At 63.8% G+C, this 13,858-nt stretch carries 11 protein-coding genes; 7 read left to right on the forward strand and 4 right to left on the reverse strand.

Annotated elements, in window-relative coordinates; all coding sequences use genetic code 11:
- The first annotated feature begins 38 nt into the window (after positions 1–38).
- The 4 genes from AA098_RS01005 to gcvP all read left to right on the forward strand — a co-directional run bounded on the left by AA098_RS01005 (position 39) and on the right by gcvP (position 6,376).
- Entirely contained in the window at positions 39–1,661 is a 1,623-nt protein-coding gene (locus AA098_RS01005; protein WP_003253701.1) for an iron ABC transporter permease, read from the forward strand.
- Between the two features lie 127 nt (positions 1,662–1,788).
- Complete coding sequence (gene gcvT / locus AA098_RS01010) at positions 1,789–2,871, forward strand: glycine cleavage system aminomethyltransferase GcvT (protein WP_003253703.1); 1,083 nt, start codon at positions 1,789–1,791, stop codon at positions 2,869–2,871.
- A gap of 51 nt (positions 2,872–2,922) precedes the next feature.
- Positions 2,923–3,306 carry a glycine cleavage system protein GcvH gene (gcvH, locus tag AA098_RS01015; protein ID WP_020191591.1) on the forward strand — a complete coding sequence of 128 codons (384 nt, stop codon included), beginning with the start codon at positions 2,923–2,925 and terminating at the stop codon, positions 3,304–3,306.
- 196 nt (positions 3,307–3,502) lie between these two features.
- Positions 3,503–6,376, forward strand: a complete 2,874-nt coding sequence (gcvP, locus tag AA098_RS01020; RefSeq protein ID WP_064613742.1) for an aminomethyl-transferring glycine dehydrogenase — start codon at positions 3,503–3,505, stop codon at positions 6,374–6,376.
- Between the two features lie 65 nt (positions 6,377–6,441).
- Here gcvP and AA098_RS01025 read toward each other — a convergent pair whose 3' ends face one another.
- The 3 genes from AA098_RS01025 to AA098_RS01035 form a co-directional block, all read right to left on the reverse strand.
- Positions 6,442–6,756, reverse strand: coding sequence for a DUF2388 domain-containing protein (locus tag AA098_RS01025; protein ID WP_004575834.1), 315 nt, complete (start codon positions 6,754–6,756; stop codon positions 6,442–6,444).
- Between the two features lie 88 nt (positions 6,757–6,844).
- Positions 6,845–8,518: a GspE/PulE family protein gene (locus AA098_RS01030; protein WP_004575835.1), complete on the reverse strand. Its 1,674-nt coding sequence runs from the start codon at positions 8,516–8,518 to the stop codon at positions 6,845–6,847.
- Positions 8,519–8,694: 176 nt separating this feature from the next.
- Positions 8,695–9,000: a hypothetical protein gene (locus tag AA098_RS01035; RefSeq protein WP_003253715.1), complete on the reverse strand. Its 306-nt coding sequence runs from the start codon at positions 8,998–9,000 to the stop codon at positions 8,695–8,697.
- 126 nt (positions 9,001–9,126) lie between these two features.
- Between AA098_RS01035 and AA098_RS01040 the strand changes: the two genes are divergently transcribed.
- Positions 9,127–9,597 carry an Lrp/AsnC family transcriptional regulator gene (locus tag AA098_RS01040; protein ID WP_003253717.1) on the forward strand — a complete coding sequence of 157 codons (471 nt, stop codon included), beginning with the start codon at positions 9,127–9,129 and terminating at the stop codon, positions 9,595–9,597.
- Positions 9,598–9,728: 131 nt separating this feature from the next.
- On the opposite strand, the gene AA098_RS01045 is transcribed toward AA098_RS01040, so the two are convergent.
- Positions 9,729–11,096: an inorganic triphosphatase gene (locus tag AA098_RS01045; RefSeq protein ID WP_064613743.1), complete on the reverse strand. Its 1,368-nt coding sequence runs from the start codon at positions 11,094–11,096 to the stop codon at positions 9,729–9,731.
- 116 nt (positions 11,097–11,212) lie between these two features.
- Here AA098_RS01045 and argE point away from each other — a divergent pair, with 116 nt between their 5' ends.
- Both argE and argA read left to right on the forward strand, forming a co-directional pair.
- Positions 11,213–12,355, forward strand: a complete 1,143-nt coding sequence (argE, locus tag AA098_RS01050) for an acetylornithine deacetylase (protein ID WP_003253722.1) — start codon at positions 11,213–11,215, stop codon at positions 12,353–12,355.
- Positions 12,356–12,479: 124 nt separating this feature from the next.
- Positions 12,480–13,778: an amino-acid N-acetyltransferase gene (gene argA / locus AA098_RS01055; protein WP_003253723.1), complete on the forward strand. Its 1,299-nt coding sequence runs from the start codon at positions 12,480–12,482 to the stop codon at positions 13,776–13,778.
- Positions 13,779–13,858 lie beyond the last annotated feature (80 nt).

Consider the following 13,858-nt stretch of genomic DNA (forward strand, 5'->3'; position numbering starts at 1 on the left):
ACCGCGCAGCGGTCGCAATCGCACTCGAGATTTCAGCCTTGCCCCACACCCCTCAACGCCGCTGGTACCTCCCGGTCTCCCTGATCGCCGCCTTGGTGCTGCTGCCCCTGAGCGTGCTGCTGTTGTCCTGGCAATCCATCGACCTGCAGATCTGGTCCCACCTGCTCGACACCCAGATGGGGCGCCTGCTCGGCAATACCCTGACCCTGGTGGTGGGTGTGGGTGTGGGTGTCACCGTGCTGGGCGTCAGCCTGGCCTGGCTCACCAGCCTCTGCGACTTCCCCGGTCGACGCTGGCTGGACTGGGCGCTGATGCTACCGTTCGCCATCCCGGCCTACGTGCTGGCATTCGTCTTCGTCGGCCTGCTGGACTTTGCCGGCCCGGTGCAAAGCGCCCTGCGCGAGGTGTTCGGGCCAATGCGCCTGCCTCGTGTGCGTTCCACTGGTGGGGTAATCACCGTCCTGGTGCTGGTCTTCTATCCCTATGTCTACTTGTTGGCACGCACGGCTTTTCTGGCTCAGGGCAAGGGCCTGATGGAGGCGGCGCGGGTACTTGGGTTATCGCCCCTGCAGGCTTTCTGGCGGGTGGCCTTACCCATGGCTCGGCCGGCGATCGGTGCCGGTATCGCCCTGGCGCTGATGGAAACCCTGGCCGACTTCGGTGCAGTGGCCGTATTCAACTTCGACACTTTCACCACGGCCATCTACAAGACCTGGTACGGCTTCTTCAGCTTGTCCAGTGCGGCCCAGCTGGCCAGCCTGCTGCTGCTGGCGGTGATGCTGGTGCTGTACGGTGAGCGCCGCGCCCGCGGTGCCAGCCGAAGCGGCAACGAACGGCCGCGCGCGCAGGCGCTGTATCACCTGTGCGGCCTCAAGGCGCTGCTGGCCAGTGGCTGGTGCCTGCTGGTGTTTGCCTGCGCTTTCGTCATCCCGCTGCTGCAGTTGCTGGTGTGGTTCTGGCAACGCGGTCGGCATGACCTGGATGAGCGTTACGTCGGCCTGGTGCTGCACACCCTGTACCTGGGCAGCATGGCGGCGCTGGTCACGGTATGCGTGGCGCTGCTGCTGGCCTTCGCCCGGCGCCAGGCACCGACGGGCGGAATCCGCGCCGGGGTTGGCCTGGCCAATCTGGGGTATGCCCTGCCCGGTTCGGTGTTGGCGGTATCGATCATGCTGGCCTTCAGTTACCTCGACAACCACCTGGTCATCCCGCTGTCCAGCTGGATGGGCGGCGCCGGCAAGCCGCTGCTGCTAGGCAGCCTCTCGGCGTTGCTGCTGGCCTACCTGGTGCGCTTCATCGCGGTGGCCTACGGGCCGCTGGAGAGCAGCCTGGAGCGCATCCGCCCGTCACTCCCTGAAGCCTCGCGCAGCCTGGGTGTTGGCGGCGCAAGATTGTTTTTCAAGGTGTATCTGCCGCTGCTGGTGCCGGGGGCACTTAGCGCCGCGCTGCTGGTGTTCGTCGATGTGCTCAAGGAAATGCCCGCCACCTTGCTGATGCGGCCGTTCGGCTGGGACACCCTCGCCGTGCGGGTGTTCGAGATGACCAGCGAAGGCGAGTGGGCGCGCGCCTCGCTGCCGGCACTGACCTTGGTATTGGTGGGGCTGCTGCCGGTCATCGGCCTGATTCGCCGTTCGGCACGTCGACCCGGTCACAGTCACTGAGGATGTCAGTTTGCGACCTTGCGGCTACAATGCGCGGCATTCGCGCGGCGGGTGTGAGTAACAAGAAAAGCTGACGACCCAACGTCATCGACCGCCGCCGCTTCGCCACGCCCGGAAGGAGAAACCCATGGGACAGCGCACGCTTTTGTATGACCTGCACCTGGCGCTAGGCGCCAAGACGGTCGATTTCGGTGGCTGGGACATGCCCCTGCACTATGGCTCGCAGGTCGAGGAGCACCACCAGGTGCGCAGCGATTGCGGCGTCTTCGATGTCTCCCATATGACCGTGATCGATGTCGACGGCACTGATGCCACTGTTTGGCTGCAGCGCTTGCTGGCCAACGATGTGGCCCGCCTCGACGACACCGGCAAGGCGCTGTATAGCCCACTGCTGAACGAACAGGGCGGTGTAATCGATGATCTGATCGTCTACCGCACGGAAACCGGCTATCGCCTGGTCAACAACGCCGCCACCCGTGCCAAGGTGCTCGATTGGCTGCAATCGCAGCGTGCCGGGTTTTCCGTGGACTTCCAGGTCCGCCCTGATCTGGCCATCCTTGCCATCCAGGGGCCGCGGGCCCGCGAAAAGGTCGCGGCCCTGCTCAGCCCCGCGCGCGCTGCACTCATCCGCGAACTGCGCCCGTTCGAGGGCGTTGCTGACGGCGACTGGTTCATTGCCCGCACCGGCTATACCGGTGAGGACGGCTTGGAGATCATCTTCCCGGGCGATCAGGCGGTGGCCTTCTTCAACGATCTGGTCGGCGCCGGTATCGCCCCAAGCGGCCTGGGCGCCCGCGATACCCTGCGCCTGGAAGCCGGCATGAACCTGTACGGCCAGGACATCGACGAAAACCACACCCCGCTCACCTCCAACCTGGGCTGGAGCATCGCCTGGGAACCGGCCGAGCGCGACTTCATCGGCCGTGTCGGCCTGCTTGCGGAAATCGAGCACGGCGTGCAGGAAAAGCTGGTGGGTCTGGTGCTGGAAGAGCGCGGTGTACTGCGCGCCCATCAGGTCGTGCGTGTAGCCGGCATTGGCGAAGGGGAGATCACCAGTGGTAGTTTCTCGCCTACGCTGAGCAAGTCCATTGCGTTGGCGCGCGTGCCTATGGCTACCGGTGATCGGGCCGAGGTGGAAATTCGCGGCAAGTGGTACCCGGTGCGGGTGGTCAAACCGACCTTCGTGCGCCACGGCAAGATCCTGATCTGAACAATTTATAACCGGCGGGCGTACCGCTGAGCCAATCGAGGAATTCAAGACATGAGCAATATCCCCGCCGAACTGCGTTTTGCCGAAAGCCATGAGTGGGCTCGCCTGGAAGCCGACGGCAGTGTGACCGTGGGTATCAGCGATCACGCCCAGCAAGCCTTGGGTGATGTGGTGTTCGTCGAACTGGCTGAAGTCGGCAAAGTGTTTGGCGCTGGCGACGCTGCAGGTGTGGTGGAGTCGGTCAAGGCCGCTTCGGACATCTATGCCCCGGTCGGTGGCGAAGTGATTGCGGTCAACGAAGAGCTGGCCGATAGCCCGGAACTGCTCAACGAAGAGCCTTACGGTTCGTGGATCTTCAAATTGAAGCCAAGCAACCCGGCCGAGCTGGACAAGTTGCTGGATGCGGCTGGCTACCAGGCGCTGATTGGCGAGTAAGACCGCGTCGCTTGCTTCGCGGCTAAAGCCGCTCCTACACAGGTACAGCGCTGCATTCGAGACGGGTGCAGCCCCTGTAGCAGCGGCTTTAGCCGCGAAGAGGCCGGGCCTGCAGACAAGTTTCCCCGCACAATCGGCAATCCCTTCCTAGACTTGTAAGTCTCCATGAGGCCTGGTCTAGGAAGAGAGCGTCGTCATGTCCCAGTCGCCATCCCTGCATCAACTGCAAGAGCTCAACCCATTTCTGCGCCGCCACCTGGGCCCCGATGCCACAGAGCAGCAGGCCATGCTCAACGCCCTGGGTATCGCCAGCCGCAACGAGCTGATCGAGCAGACCGTTCCCCCAGACATCCGCCTCAATCGCCCCCTCGACCTCCCTGCGGCACTGGACGAGCAAGCCGCCCTGGCCAAGCTGGCCGGTTATGCCGAACAGAACCAGGTCTGGACCAGCCTCATCGGCATGGGCTACCACGGTACCATCACCCCCACGGTCATCCTGCGCAACGTGCTGGAAAACCCCGGTTGGTACACCGCCTACACGCCCTACCAACCCGAAATTGCCCAAGGCCGGCTGGAGGCGCTGCTGAACTTCCAGCAAATGGTCATCGACCTCACCGGCCTGCCTCTGGCCAATGCCTCGCTGCTTGATGAAGCCACCGCTGCCGCCGAAGCCATGTCCCTGGCCAAGCGGGTGGCACGCAACAAGAGCAACGCCTTCTTCGCCGACGAGCACTGCCACCCGCAGACCCTTTCGGTACTCAAGACCCGCGCCGAGGGGTTCGGCTTCGAGCTGATCGTCGATTCTGTGGATAACCTTGCCAAACACTCGGTGTTCGGCGCTTTGCTGCAGTACCCCGACACCCACGGCGAAGTGCGCGATTTGCGCCCGCTGATCGACCATTTGCACGGCCAACAGGCCTTGGCCTGCGTAGCCGCTGACCTGCTGAGCCTGGTGGTGCTGGCACCGCCCGGAGAGCTGGGCGCCGATGTGGTGCTGGGCTCGACCCAGCGCTTTGGTGTGCCGATGGGCTACGGCGGGCCTCACGCGGCCTATTTCGCCTGTCGCGACGACTACAAGCGGGCCATGCCGGGTCGCATCATCGGCGTATCGCGCGATGCCCGTGGCAACACTGCATTACGGATGGCCCTGCAAACCCGCGAGCAGCATATTCGCCGCGAAAAGGCCAACTCCAACATCTGCACGGCCCAGGTGCTGTTGGCCAACATTGCCGGCTTCTACGCGGTGTACCACGGCCCGGAAGGCCTGCAACGCATCGCGCAGCGTGTGCACCGGCTGACCTTCATCTTGGCTGCCGGCCTTGAGGCCAAAGGCATCAAACGCATCAATCAGCACTTCTTCGACACCCTTACTCTGAATGTTGGTGGTGCCCAGGCTGCCATCATTGAAAGCGCCGAGGCCGCGCACATCAATTTGCGCATTCTCGGTCGCGGGCACCTGGGCGTGAGCCTGGACGAAACCTGCAACGAACAGACGGTGCTGCGCCTGCTCGACATCTTCCTGGGGGTGGATCATGGCCTGGAAATTACCGCCCTCGACCAGCTGGCCCTGCCTGAAGGCATCCCCGCCAGCCTGGTGCGACGCACGCCATTCCTCGCCCACCCCGTGTTCAACCTGCATCACAGCGAAACAGAGATGCTGCGCTACCTCAAGCAGCTAGAGAACAAGGACCTGGCGCTGAACCAGTCGATGATTCCGCTGGGCTCGTGCACCATGAAGCTCAACGCCACCAGTGAGATGATCCCCATCACCTGGCCCGGTTTTGCCCAGCTGCACCCGTTCGCCCCGGCGGCCCAGGCGGCAGGCTACAAGGCGATGATCGACGAACTGGAAAGCTGGCTGTGCGCGATCACCGGCTTCGATGCGATCTGCATGCAGCCCAACTCCGGTGCTCAGGGTGAATACGCCGGCCTGATGGCCATTACGCGCTATCACCGCAGCCGCCATCAGCCGATGCGCACGTTGTGCCTGATCCCTTCGTCGGCCCACGGCACCAACCCGGCGTCGGCACAGATGGCCGGCATGGACGTGGTGATCGTCGATTGCGACAACGATGGCAACGTCGACCTGGCTGACCTCAAAGCCAAGGCGCACGCGGCCGGGGAGCGTCTGTCGTGCCTGATGATCACCTACCCTTCGACCCACGGTGTGTACGAGGAAGGGATACGCGAAATCTGCGATGTGGTGCACCAGCACGGCGGCCAGGTTTACATGGACGGTGCCAACCTCAATGCCCAGGTGGGCCTGGCGCGCCCCGCAGACATTGGGGCCGATGTTTCACACATGAACCTGCACAAGACGTTCTGCATTCCCCACGGCGGTGGCGGCCCGGGTATGGGGCCGATCGGTATCCGCGCGCACCTCAAGCCGTTCGTCGCCAGCCACCCGGTGGTGCCGGTGCCTGGGCTGGACCCGAACAACAGCGCGGTCAGCGCCGCGCCCTGGGGCAGCGCAAGCATCTTGCCGATCAGCTGGATGTATATCGCCATGATGGGCCCGCAGCTGGCCGACGCCAGCGAGGTGGCCATCCTTTCGGCCAACTACCTGGCCAGCCAGTTGGGCGCGGCGTTCCCGGTGCTCTACCGCGGCCGCAACCAGCGCGTGGCGCATGAATGCATCCTCGACCTGCGGCCGTTGAAAGCGCTGACAGGCATCAGCGAAGAGGACGTGGCCAAGCGCCTGATGGACTATGGCTTCCACGCACCGACCATGTCGTTCCCGGTGCCGGGCACGTTGATGGTGGAGCCGACCGAGAGTGAATCGAAGGCCGAGCTGGACCGGTTCGTCGAGGCGATGCTGGCGATTCGGGCGGAAATTGACGAAGTACAGCAGGGCAACTGGCCAGCGGAGAACAACCCGCTGAAGCATGCACCGCATACCTTGGCTGATGTGCTGGGGGGGTGGGACAGGCCGTATAGCCTGGAGCAGGCGGTGGCCCCCAGTGCTCACGTGCGCCAGCACAAATACTGGCCGGCGGTGAACCGAGTAGACAACGTGTATGGGGACAGGAATCTGTTCTGTGCGTGTGTGCCGGTGGAGGCTTATCGCTGAGGTAGGTGTTGGATGCTTCGCGGGTGCCTGTAGGAGCGGGTTTACCCGCGAAGCAGGCGACGCAGTTACTCGGCTACTGCATTTTTGGCCAGGATGGCATTGGCCAACTCCATGTCGGAAGCCTGCATCCCTGGGTTCTCTGCCCGTGCCTCGCGCATGGCCGCTTCCAGGAACGGCCCGCGGATCGCGCCTTCGCTGGCGACGAAGCTGCTGGCGTCATCCTGCGCGGCCACTACCAGCTTGTGATCCCGCGAGGTCAGGTAGCTCGATGCCGTGGTAGCACCGGAAGTCATCACGTTACGCCAGAAGGTATCGGCCATGGCCGAGCCAATAGGCAGCGAAAGCAAGGTAGCGGCGGCAATGGCGGTTTTGAGACGCATGTTGAAACACCTCGAAGGGTGATGGTTGAAGATGCGCGCTTGGATCTTTTCGGGCGAGGCAAGTTCCTTGAATACAAAGGACTTTTCGTCAGTTGCAGACGCGCAGCACTTCCTCGGCACGGGTCTGCCCAGCGGCCACTTTGGCCTCGCCGCAATGGCGCAGGTCAATCAGGCCATCGGCCAGCGCCTGGCGCCGCAATCGGGTCAGGTCGGCATCAGGGCCGATCAATGCGCGCAAGGTGTCGCTGGGCTCGAGCAGTTCGAATAATCCTGTTCGCCCCTGAAAACCGGTGCCGCGGCAGGCTCGGCAGGTGGCTGATGAACCTGCCTGGCAGTCGGTGCAGACGGTTCGCACCAGGCGCTGGGCCATCACCCCGATAAGCGTCGCCTTGATGAGGTAGTCGGCCACACCCAGCTCTTGCAAGCGGGTAATCGCTGCACAAGCGTCGTTGGTATGCAGGGTGGACAGTACCAGGTGCCCGGTCAGCGCTGCCTGAACTGCCACCAGGGCGGTTTCGCGGTCGCGAATTTCGCCGATCATGATGATATCGGGATCTTGGCGCAGCATGGCCCTGACCGCGTTGGCAAACCCCAGGTCCAGCGCGGGCTGCACCTGCAGCTGGTTGAAGGCTGGCTCCAGGCGCTCGATCGGGTCTTCGATGGTGCACAGGTTGACCTGTGGGGTGGCCAACAGTTTGAGGCTGGTGTACAGCGTGCTGGTTTTGCCGGAGCCGGTGGGGCCGGTGACCAGGATGATGCCTTGGCGCTGACGTAGCAGGCGCTGCCATTGGGCCAGTTGCTGGCCGTGCAGGCCAAGGCGGTCGAAGCCCTCTTGCAACTGGTGCGGGTCGAACAGGCGCAGCACCAGTTTCTCGCCAAACGGGGTGGGCAGGGTCGAAAGCCGCAGCTCCACTTCGCCACCACCGGGCAGGCGGCTTTGCAACCGGCCGTCCTGCGGCCGGCGTTTCTCGGCAACGTCCATGCGGCCCAGGTGTTTCAGGCGGCTGACGAGGGCCAGGGTGACCCCGGCGGGGAAGGCATAGACGGTGTGCAGCAGGCCATCGATGCGGTAGCGCAGTTGGCCCTGTTCGCGGCGCGGTTCCAAGTGGATATCGCTGGCGCGTTGCTCAATGGCGTACTGCAGCAGCCAGTCGACGATATGCACAATGTGTGCGTCGTCTGCGCTGGCCTCGGCCTGGCGTTTGCCCAGCTCCAGCAATTGCTCAAGTTCCCCCAGGCTGGCCGACTGCTGGTATTGCGCGCCTTTTACCGACTGGGCCAGGCGGTGGAACGACTGCGCTGACTCACGGATCTGCTGCGGGCTGGCCAGTACGCGACGGATCGATCGGCCGAGGCTACGGGCCAGGTCGGCCTGCCAGTCATCCTGGAAAGGCTGGGCGCTGGCGACGGTGACGCTGGAGGCATCGGCCGCGACGATGAGGATGCCGTGGCGCTGGGCGAAGGCTGGGGAGATCAGGCCGGTGACCTGGGGCAGGTCGAGTTGCATGGGGTCGATGCGCAGGTAGGGCTGGCCGACCTTGTCGGCCAGCCATTGGCAAAGGTACTCCAGGTCCAGAGGCTGACCAGGGTGCTGGCGGTTTTCCAGGCTGCAGGCGGCGATGTGTTCCAGCGGGTGGCTAGTGGGGTGGGCAGCGGCGTGTTCGAGTACTTGCAGGGTATCGCTGGCGTGCAGGTGCTGGTCAGCGAGCAGGGCCTGGAGCACACGCTTGAGGTCGAGTGCCGGATTGTCGGGGGTATGCATGGGTGGCGTCCGTGCCTGATCGGGTAGTGCTGATCAAGGCTAGCCGGGCGGCGGGTGGCTATTGGAGGTGAAAGGTTTCGGGATTTTGCTGCGCCTGTTCCGGACGCTTCGCGGGTGAACCCGCTCCTACAGGGATCGTACGTGCCTTGAGGTACAGGTCCAGCAGAGAGGGTGGTTCAGACCACTGCCAACGCCACTCGCTGCAAGTTGGTCAGGCTCACCTCACCCACACACACCAGGTTACGCAGTTTCTGTGCAATGACCTCGGCCCGGTGCCAGCTCAACCCGCCAATGCCGATTTCGATATCCAGCCAGTCATCCTGCTGGCTGACCTGCACGCTATGCGGGGTCAGGAACTGCAAGGCGAACAGGTTGAGCACCCGGCACAGGCTATCGGGCTCGGCCTCGGCCTGCAGGCGATAGTGCACGGTGCTGTGGGCGTTGGTGGCGGCCCAGGCGTCGGTACGGGGCTGTGCGTTCATGCTGGTCTCCGCAAATGAGGGAGAAATTCTTGCACGTTGTTGGCGGTATTTTTTCGCTATGATTGGGTTATTTCACCTTATTGGTGAATTCTTTTATTCAAAAAAATCTGATGTGGAGAATAGATAATGCACAGCGAGCTGGACGCCTACGACCGTCGCATCCTCGAACTGCTGCAGGAGGACGCTTCGCTGTCCAGTGCACAGATCGCCGAGCGCGTCGGGCTGTCGCAATCGCCGTGCTGGCGGCGCATTCAGCGCTTGAAGGAAGAGGGGGTGATTCGTGGGCAGGTGACCTTGCTGGACCGCAAGAAGGTCGGCCTGAACACGCAGATTTTCGCCGAAGTGAAATTGAACGCCCACGGGCGCTCCAACTTCACCGAGTTCACCGAGGCGATCCGCGGGTTCCCTGAGGTGCTGGAGTGTTATGTACTGATGGGGGCTGTGGACTTTCTGCTGCGCATCGTCACGTCGGACATCGAGGCCTACGAGCGGTTCTTCTTCGAAAAACTGTCGAACGTGCCGGGGATTCAGGAGGTGAATTCGATTGTGGCGCTTTCCGAGATCAAGTCCACCACTAGCCTGCCGCTATCGCGTTGAGGCCATTCGCGGGTAAACCCGCTCCTACACCGTTGAGGCCATTCGCGGGTGGACCCGTTCCTACACTGGCCCCACGCCTGGCGCGGATCGTACGTAGGAGCGGGTTTACCCGCGAAGCAGGCGACGCGGTATCACGCCTTGAGCAGGTGCTTCCAGCCGCGGCTCTGGTCCACCGCCCGAGCCTGTTCGATACGCGCTTCCAGCACTTCATCGCTGATAGGCTGCTCGGCCAGCTCGTGCAGCTTTTTCAGGTCGCCGTACAAGCGGTCCATTTGCGGCGCTTCCAGCACCTGGCGGGCGTGGTGCAGCCAGGCCAGAAGTTGCTCGATACGTGGCAGCTGCTCAGCCAGGTCTTCCGGGCGCTGGGTGTACAGCGGCAGCTTCAGCGCGCGGCCTTCCTCACCCAGCAGGTGACCCAGCCAGCTGGCCAACTGCGCCTTGCCCTGGCGTTCACCGCGGCCCTTGCGCTCAGCGGTCCAGGTCCGGGCCATCAGCCAGCGTGAGGTTTCCAGCGAGAACTGGCCCCAGCGTACGTCTTCCAGCTCTTCGGCGAACTGCTCGGGCGCGGCGCGACGGATGTCTTCGTCATCGTTGCCGGCCTGAACCAGCGGGCGCCAGTCTTCAAGCAAGGCATCAAGGCTGGCGCGCAGGTCGCGGGTGGTGGCGCGCGGTGCTGCCTGGCCCAGGCTGGCGGTGAGTGCGCGCAGCTCGCTCAGGCACTCGACCCAGTCCTGGAGCAGGCGCCAGTGGCCGTTGTGGCGGTACTGCTCGGCCAGGCGCTGGCTGCTGCCCAGCAGTTGCCAGGCGAGGGCGGCATAGGCGTCGTCCAAGGCCATTTCGGCTTCCAGCGCGGTGTGCGGCAGGTCCAGATCGTAGCTGTCCGGTTCCAGCAGGCGGTAACCGCGCTCAGCCTTGCTGATGTCGCACGGCATCAGTGGCAGGCTGGCGGCCAGTTCTGCAGCCAGTTCCAGCAGTGCTTGCGGTTCACCTTCACGCAGCTCCAGCTCCAGCTCGCAGATCTCTTCCTTGCGCTTGCCGGCGATCACGAAGCCTTGGTCCAGCGCGGCCTCGATCACCACCTTGCTCTTGCCGCGGCCCCAGGCGATTTCAGCGTATTCACGGCTGAAGTCGGTGGTGAACAGCGGCTTGATGGTTTTCTTGTCCAGATTGGCCAGTTGCTCGGGCCAGCAGGTGGCGTCCAGCTTCTTCAGGTCGAGCTTGACCTTGTCCAGGTTCCATTCGTACTCGTTGCGCTCTGACAGGCCAGCCACGCTCTGGCCGCGGCACTTGAGGGTTTGGATGACAGCGTCGCCATCGCGGCGCAGGCGCAGGGCGACACGGGCGGCGGACAGCTCACGCTCGGGGGTGTCGAAGTACTGGTTGAGCAGTTCACGGGTCTGCCAGCCGGACTTGTTGCGCTTTTTCAGCAGAGGGTGCTCGCGAAGTGCGGCAAGGGTCTCGCGGCTGGCGCGGAGCTTCAGTTCGGTTTCTTTGTGCATCACAGACTCGAAAGAGGGGGCGTGGTTGGCAGAGAGTCTACAGCAGTCAGCCCTCAACGGTTTATTCCAGACAGCGGATAGTCCTATGATGGGCAACGTTTCCGAGGAGTACGCGCATGCCGTTGCCGACGCTGAAAGACCAGTTTGCCGCCTTGATCGCCGCGCCTTCGGTTAGCTGTACCCAACCTGCGCTGGACCAGTCCAACCGCCAGGTTATCGACCTGTTGGCCGGTTGGCTCGGCGACCTGGGTTTCAAGTGCGATATCCAGCAGGTCAGCCCCGGCAAGTTCAACCTGCTGGCCAGCCGTGGCACCGGCCCAGGAGGGCTGGTGCTGGCCGGGCACAGCGATACCGTGCCCTATGACGAACAGCTGTGGGCCAGCGACCCGCTGAAGCTGACCGAAGCCGATGGCCGTTGGGTCGGCCTGGGCAGCTGCGACATGAAGGGCTTCTTCGCCCTGGTCATCGAAGCGGTCATCCCGCTGCTGGAGCACGACTTCAAGGAGCCACTGCTGATCCTTGCCACCTGCGACGAAGAAAGCTCCATGTCCGGCGCCCGTGCCCTGGCCGAGGCCGGCCAGCCACTGGGGCGTGCAGCGGTCATCGGTGAGCCTACCGGGCTGCGGCCAATTCGCATGCACAAGGGCATCCTCATGGACCGCATCGACATCCTCGGCCGCAGTGGCCATTCGTCGGATCCAAGCCTGGGCCGCAGCGCCATGGAGGCCATGCACGCAGTCATGGGCGAGCTGATGGGCCTGCGCCAGCACTGGCAAAACACCTATAGCAACCCGCAATTCACCGTGCCGACCCCGACCATGAACTTCGGCTGCATCCACGGCGGTGACAACCCCAACCGCATCTGCGGCCAGTGTGCCCTGGAATTCGACCTGCGGCCGCTGCCGGGCATGGATGTGGAGCAACTGCGCGCGGCCATTCGCGAAAAGCTGGTACCCGTAGCCGAGCGCCATGAGGTGCGCATCGACTATGCGCCGCTGTTCCCGGAGGTGCCGCCGTTCGAGCAGGCTGCCGATGTCGAACTGGTTCAGGTCGCGGAGCGCCTGACTGGCCATCGCGCTGAAGCGGTGGCGTTCGGCACCGAAGCACCTTATCTTCAGCAACTGGGCTGCCAGACCATCGTGCTGGGCCCTGGCGACATTGCCTGCGCCCACCAGCCCGGCGAATACCTTGAAATGTCACGAATCGAGCCTACCGTGCGTCTATTGCGTGACCTGATCCGGCACTATTGCCTGCACTAAACGTCAATCGAACTGATTCGTTCCTGCCTAGAGGAGACCGCGCGTGACCGCAAGCCTGTTCCGACGATGATCCTGAACGCCCCCTGCATCGCCGTTCTCCGTCCACTTATCCACAGGCCCTGTCATGCCCGATTACGTCAACTGGCTGCGTCATGCATCCCCCTATATCAATGCCCATCGCGACTGCACCTTTGTGGTCATGCTCCCTGGCGATGGGGTGGAACACCCTAATTTCGGCAATATCGTTCACGACCTGGTGCTGCTGCACAGCCTGGGCGTGCGCCTGGTGCTGGTGCATGGCTCGCGCCCGCAGATCGAAAGCCGGCTGGCCGATCGCGGCCTGACGCCGCACTATCACCGGGGCATGCGTATTACTGATGCGGCCACCCTGGACTGCGTGATCGATGCCGTCGGCGCCCTGCGCCTGGCCATTGAAGCGCGGCTGTCGATGGACATCGCCGCTTCGCCCATGCAGGGCTCGCGCCTGCGCGTGGCCTCCGGCAACCTGGTCACTGCGCGGCCGATCGGCGTGCTCGAAGGCGTGGACTACCACCACACTGGCGAAGTGCGCCGCGTCGACCGCAAGGGCATCAGCCGCCTGCTCGACGAGCGCTCTATCGTGCTGTTGTCGCCCTTGGGCTACTCGCCTACCGGTGAAATCTTCAACCTGGCCTGCGAAGACGTGGCTACCCGCGCGGCCATCGAACTGGGTGCCGACAAATTGTTGCTGTTCGGCGCCGAGCCGGGCCTGTTGGACGCTGACGGAAGGCTGGTGCGTGAACTGCGCCCGCAGCAGGTTGCTCCGCATCTGCAGCGTCTAGGCAGCGACTACCAGGGCGAACTGCTGGATGCTGCGGCCGAGGCTTGCAAAGGCGGTGTGGCGCGCAGCCATATCGTCAGCTATGCCGAGGACGGCGCGCTGCTCACCGAGCTGTTCACCCGGGGCGGTGGCGGTACGCTGGTGTCGCAGGAGCAGTTCGAAGTGGTGCGCGAGGCGACCATCGAGGACGTCGGTGGCCTGCTGGAGTTGATCAGCCCGCTGGAAGAGCAGGGCATCCTGGTGCGCCGTTCGCGCGAAGTGCTGGAGCGAGAGATCGAGCAGTTCAGCGTGGTCGAGCGCGAGGGCATGATCATCGCCTGTGCGGCGCTGTACCCGATTGCCGATTCCGAGGCCGGGGAGCTGGCTTGCCTGGCGGTGAACCCGGAGTACCGCCATGGCGGACGTGGCGATGAGCTGCTGGAACGCATCGAGAGCCGGGCACGGCAGATGGGTTTGAGTACTTTGTTCGTGCTGACTACGCGCACTGCGCACTGGTTTCGCGAGCGCGGCTTTGCGCCCAGTGGCGTGGAGCGGCTGCCGGCGGCGCGGGCTTCGCTGTACAACTACCAGCGCAATTCGAAGATTTTCGAGAAGCCCCTGTAAGCCTGTACCGCAGCTCATGTGGGAGCGGCCTTGCGTCGCGAAAGGGCCGCAAAGCGGCCCCGACATTATCAGCTTGATGC

This window comes from Pseudomonas sp. JY-Q (genome assembly GCF_001655295.1).
Lineage (GTDB): Bacteria > Pseudomonadota > Gammaproteobacteria > Pseudomonadales > Pseudomonadaceae > Aquipseudomonas > Aquipseudomonas alloputida.

What these genes read in the sequence shown, in the direction of transcription:
- argE (WP_003253722.1), top strand. Translation starts at nt 11,213, where the DNA reads ATGCCGTTGCCGACGCTGAAAGACCAGTTTGCCGCCTTGATCGCCGCG.
- gcvT (WP_003253703.1), top strand. Translation starts at nt 1,789, where the DNA reads ATGGGACAGCGCACGCTTTTGTATGACCTGCACCTGGCGCTAGGCGCC.
- AA098_RS01045 (WP_064613743.1), bottom strand. Translation starts at nt 11,096, where the DNA reads ATGCACAAAGAAACCGAACTGAAGCTCCGCGCCAGCCGCGAGACCCTT.
- AA098_RS01035 (WP_003253715.1), bottom strand. Translation starts at nt 9,000, where the DNA reads ATGAACGCACAGCCCCGTACCGACGCCTGGGCCGCCACCAACGCCCAC.
- AA098_RS01040 (WP_003253717.1), top strand. Translation starts at nt 9,127, where the DNA reads ATGCACAGCGAGCTGGACGCCTACGACCGTCGCATCCTCGAACTGCTG.
- gcvP (WP_064613742.1), top strand. Translation starts at nt 3,503, where the DNA reads ATGTCCCAGTCGCCATCCCTGCATCAACTGCAAGAGCTCAACCCATTT.
- AA098_RS01030 (WP_004575835.1), bottom strand. Translation starts at nt 8,518, where the DNA reads ATGCATACCCCCGACAATCCGGCACTCGACCTCAAGCGTGTGCTCCAG.
- argA (WP_003253723.1), top strand. Translation starts at nt 12,480, where the DNA reads ATGCCCGATTACGTCAACTGGCTGCGTCATGCATCCCCCTATATCAAT.
- AA098_RS01025 (WP_004575834.1), bottom strand. Translation starts at nt 6,756, where the DNA reads ATGCGTCTCAAAACCGCCATTGCCGCCGCTACCTTGCTTTCGCTGCCT.
- gcvH (WP_020191591.1), top strand. Translation starts at nt 2,923, where the DNA reads ATGAGCAATATCCCCGCCGAACTGCGTTTTGCCGAAAGCCATGAGTGG.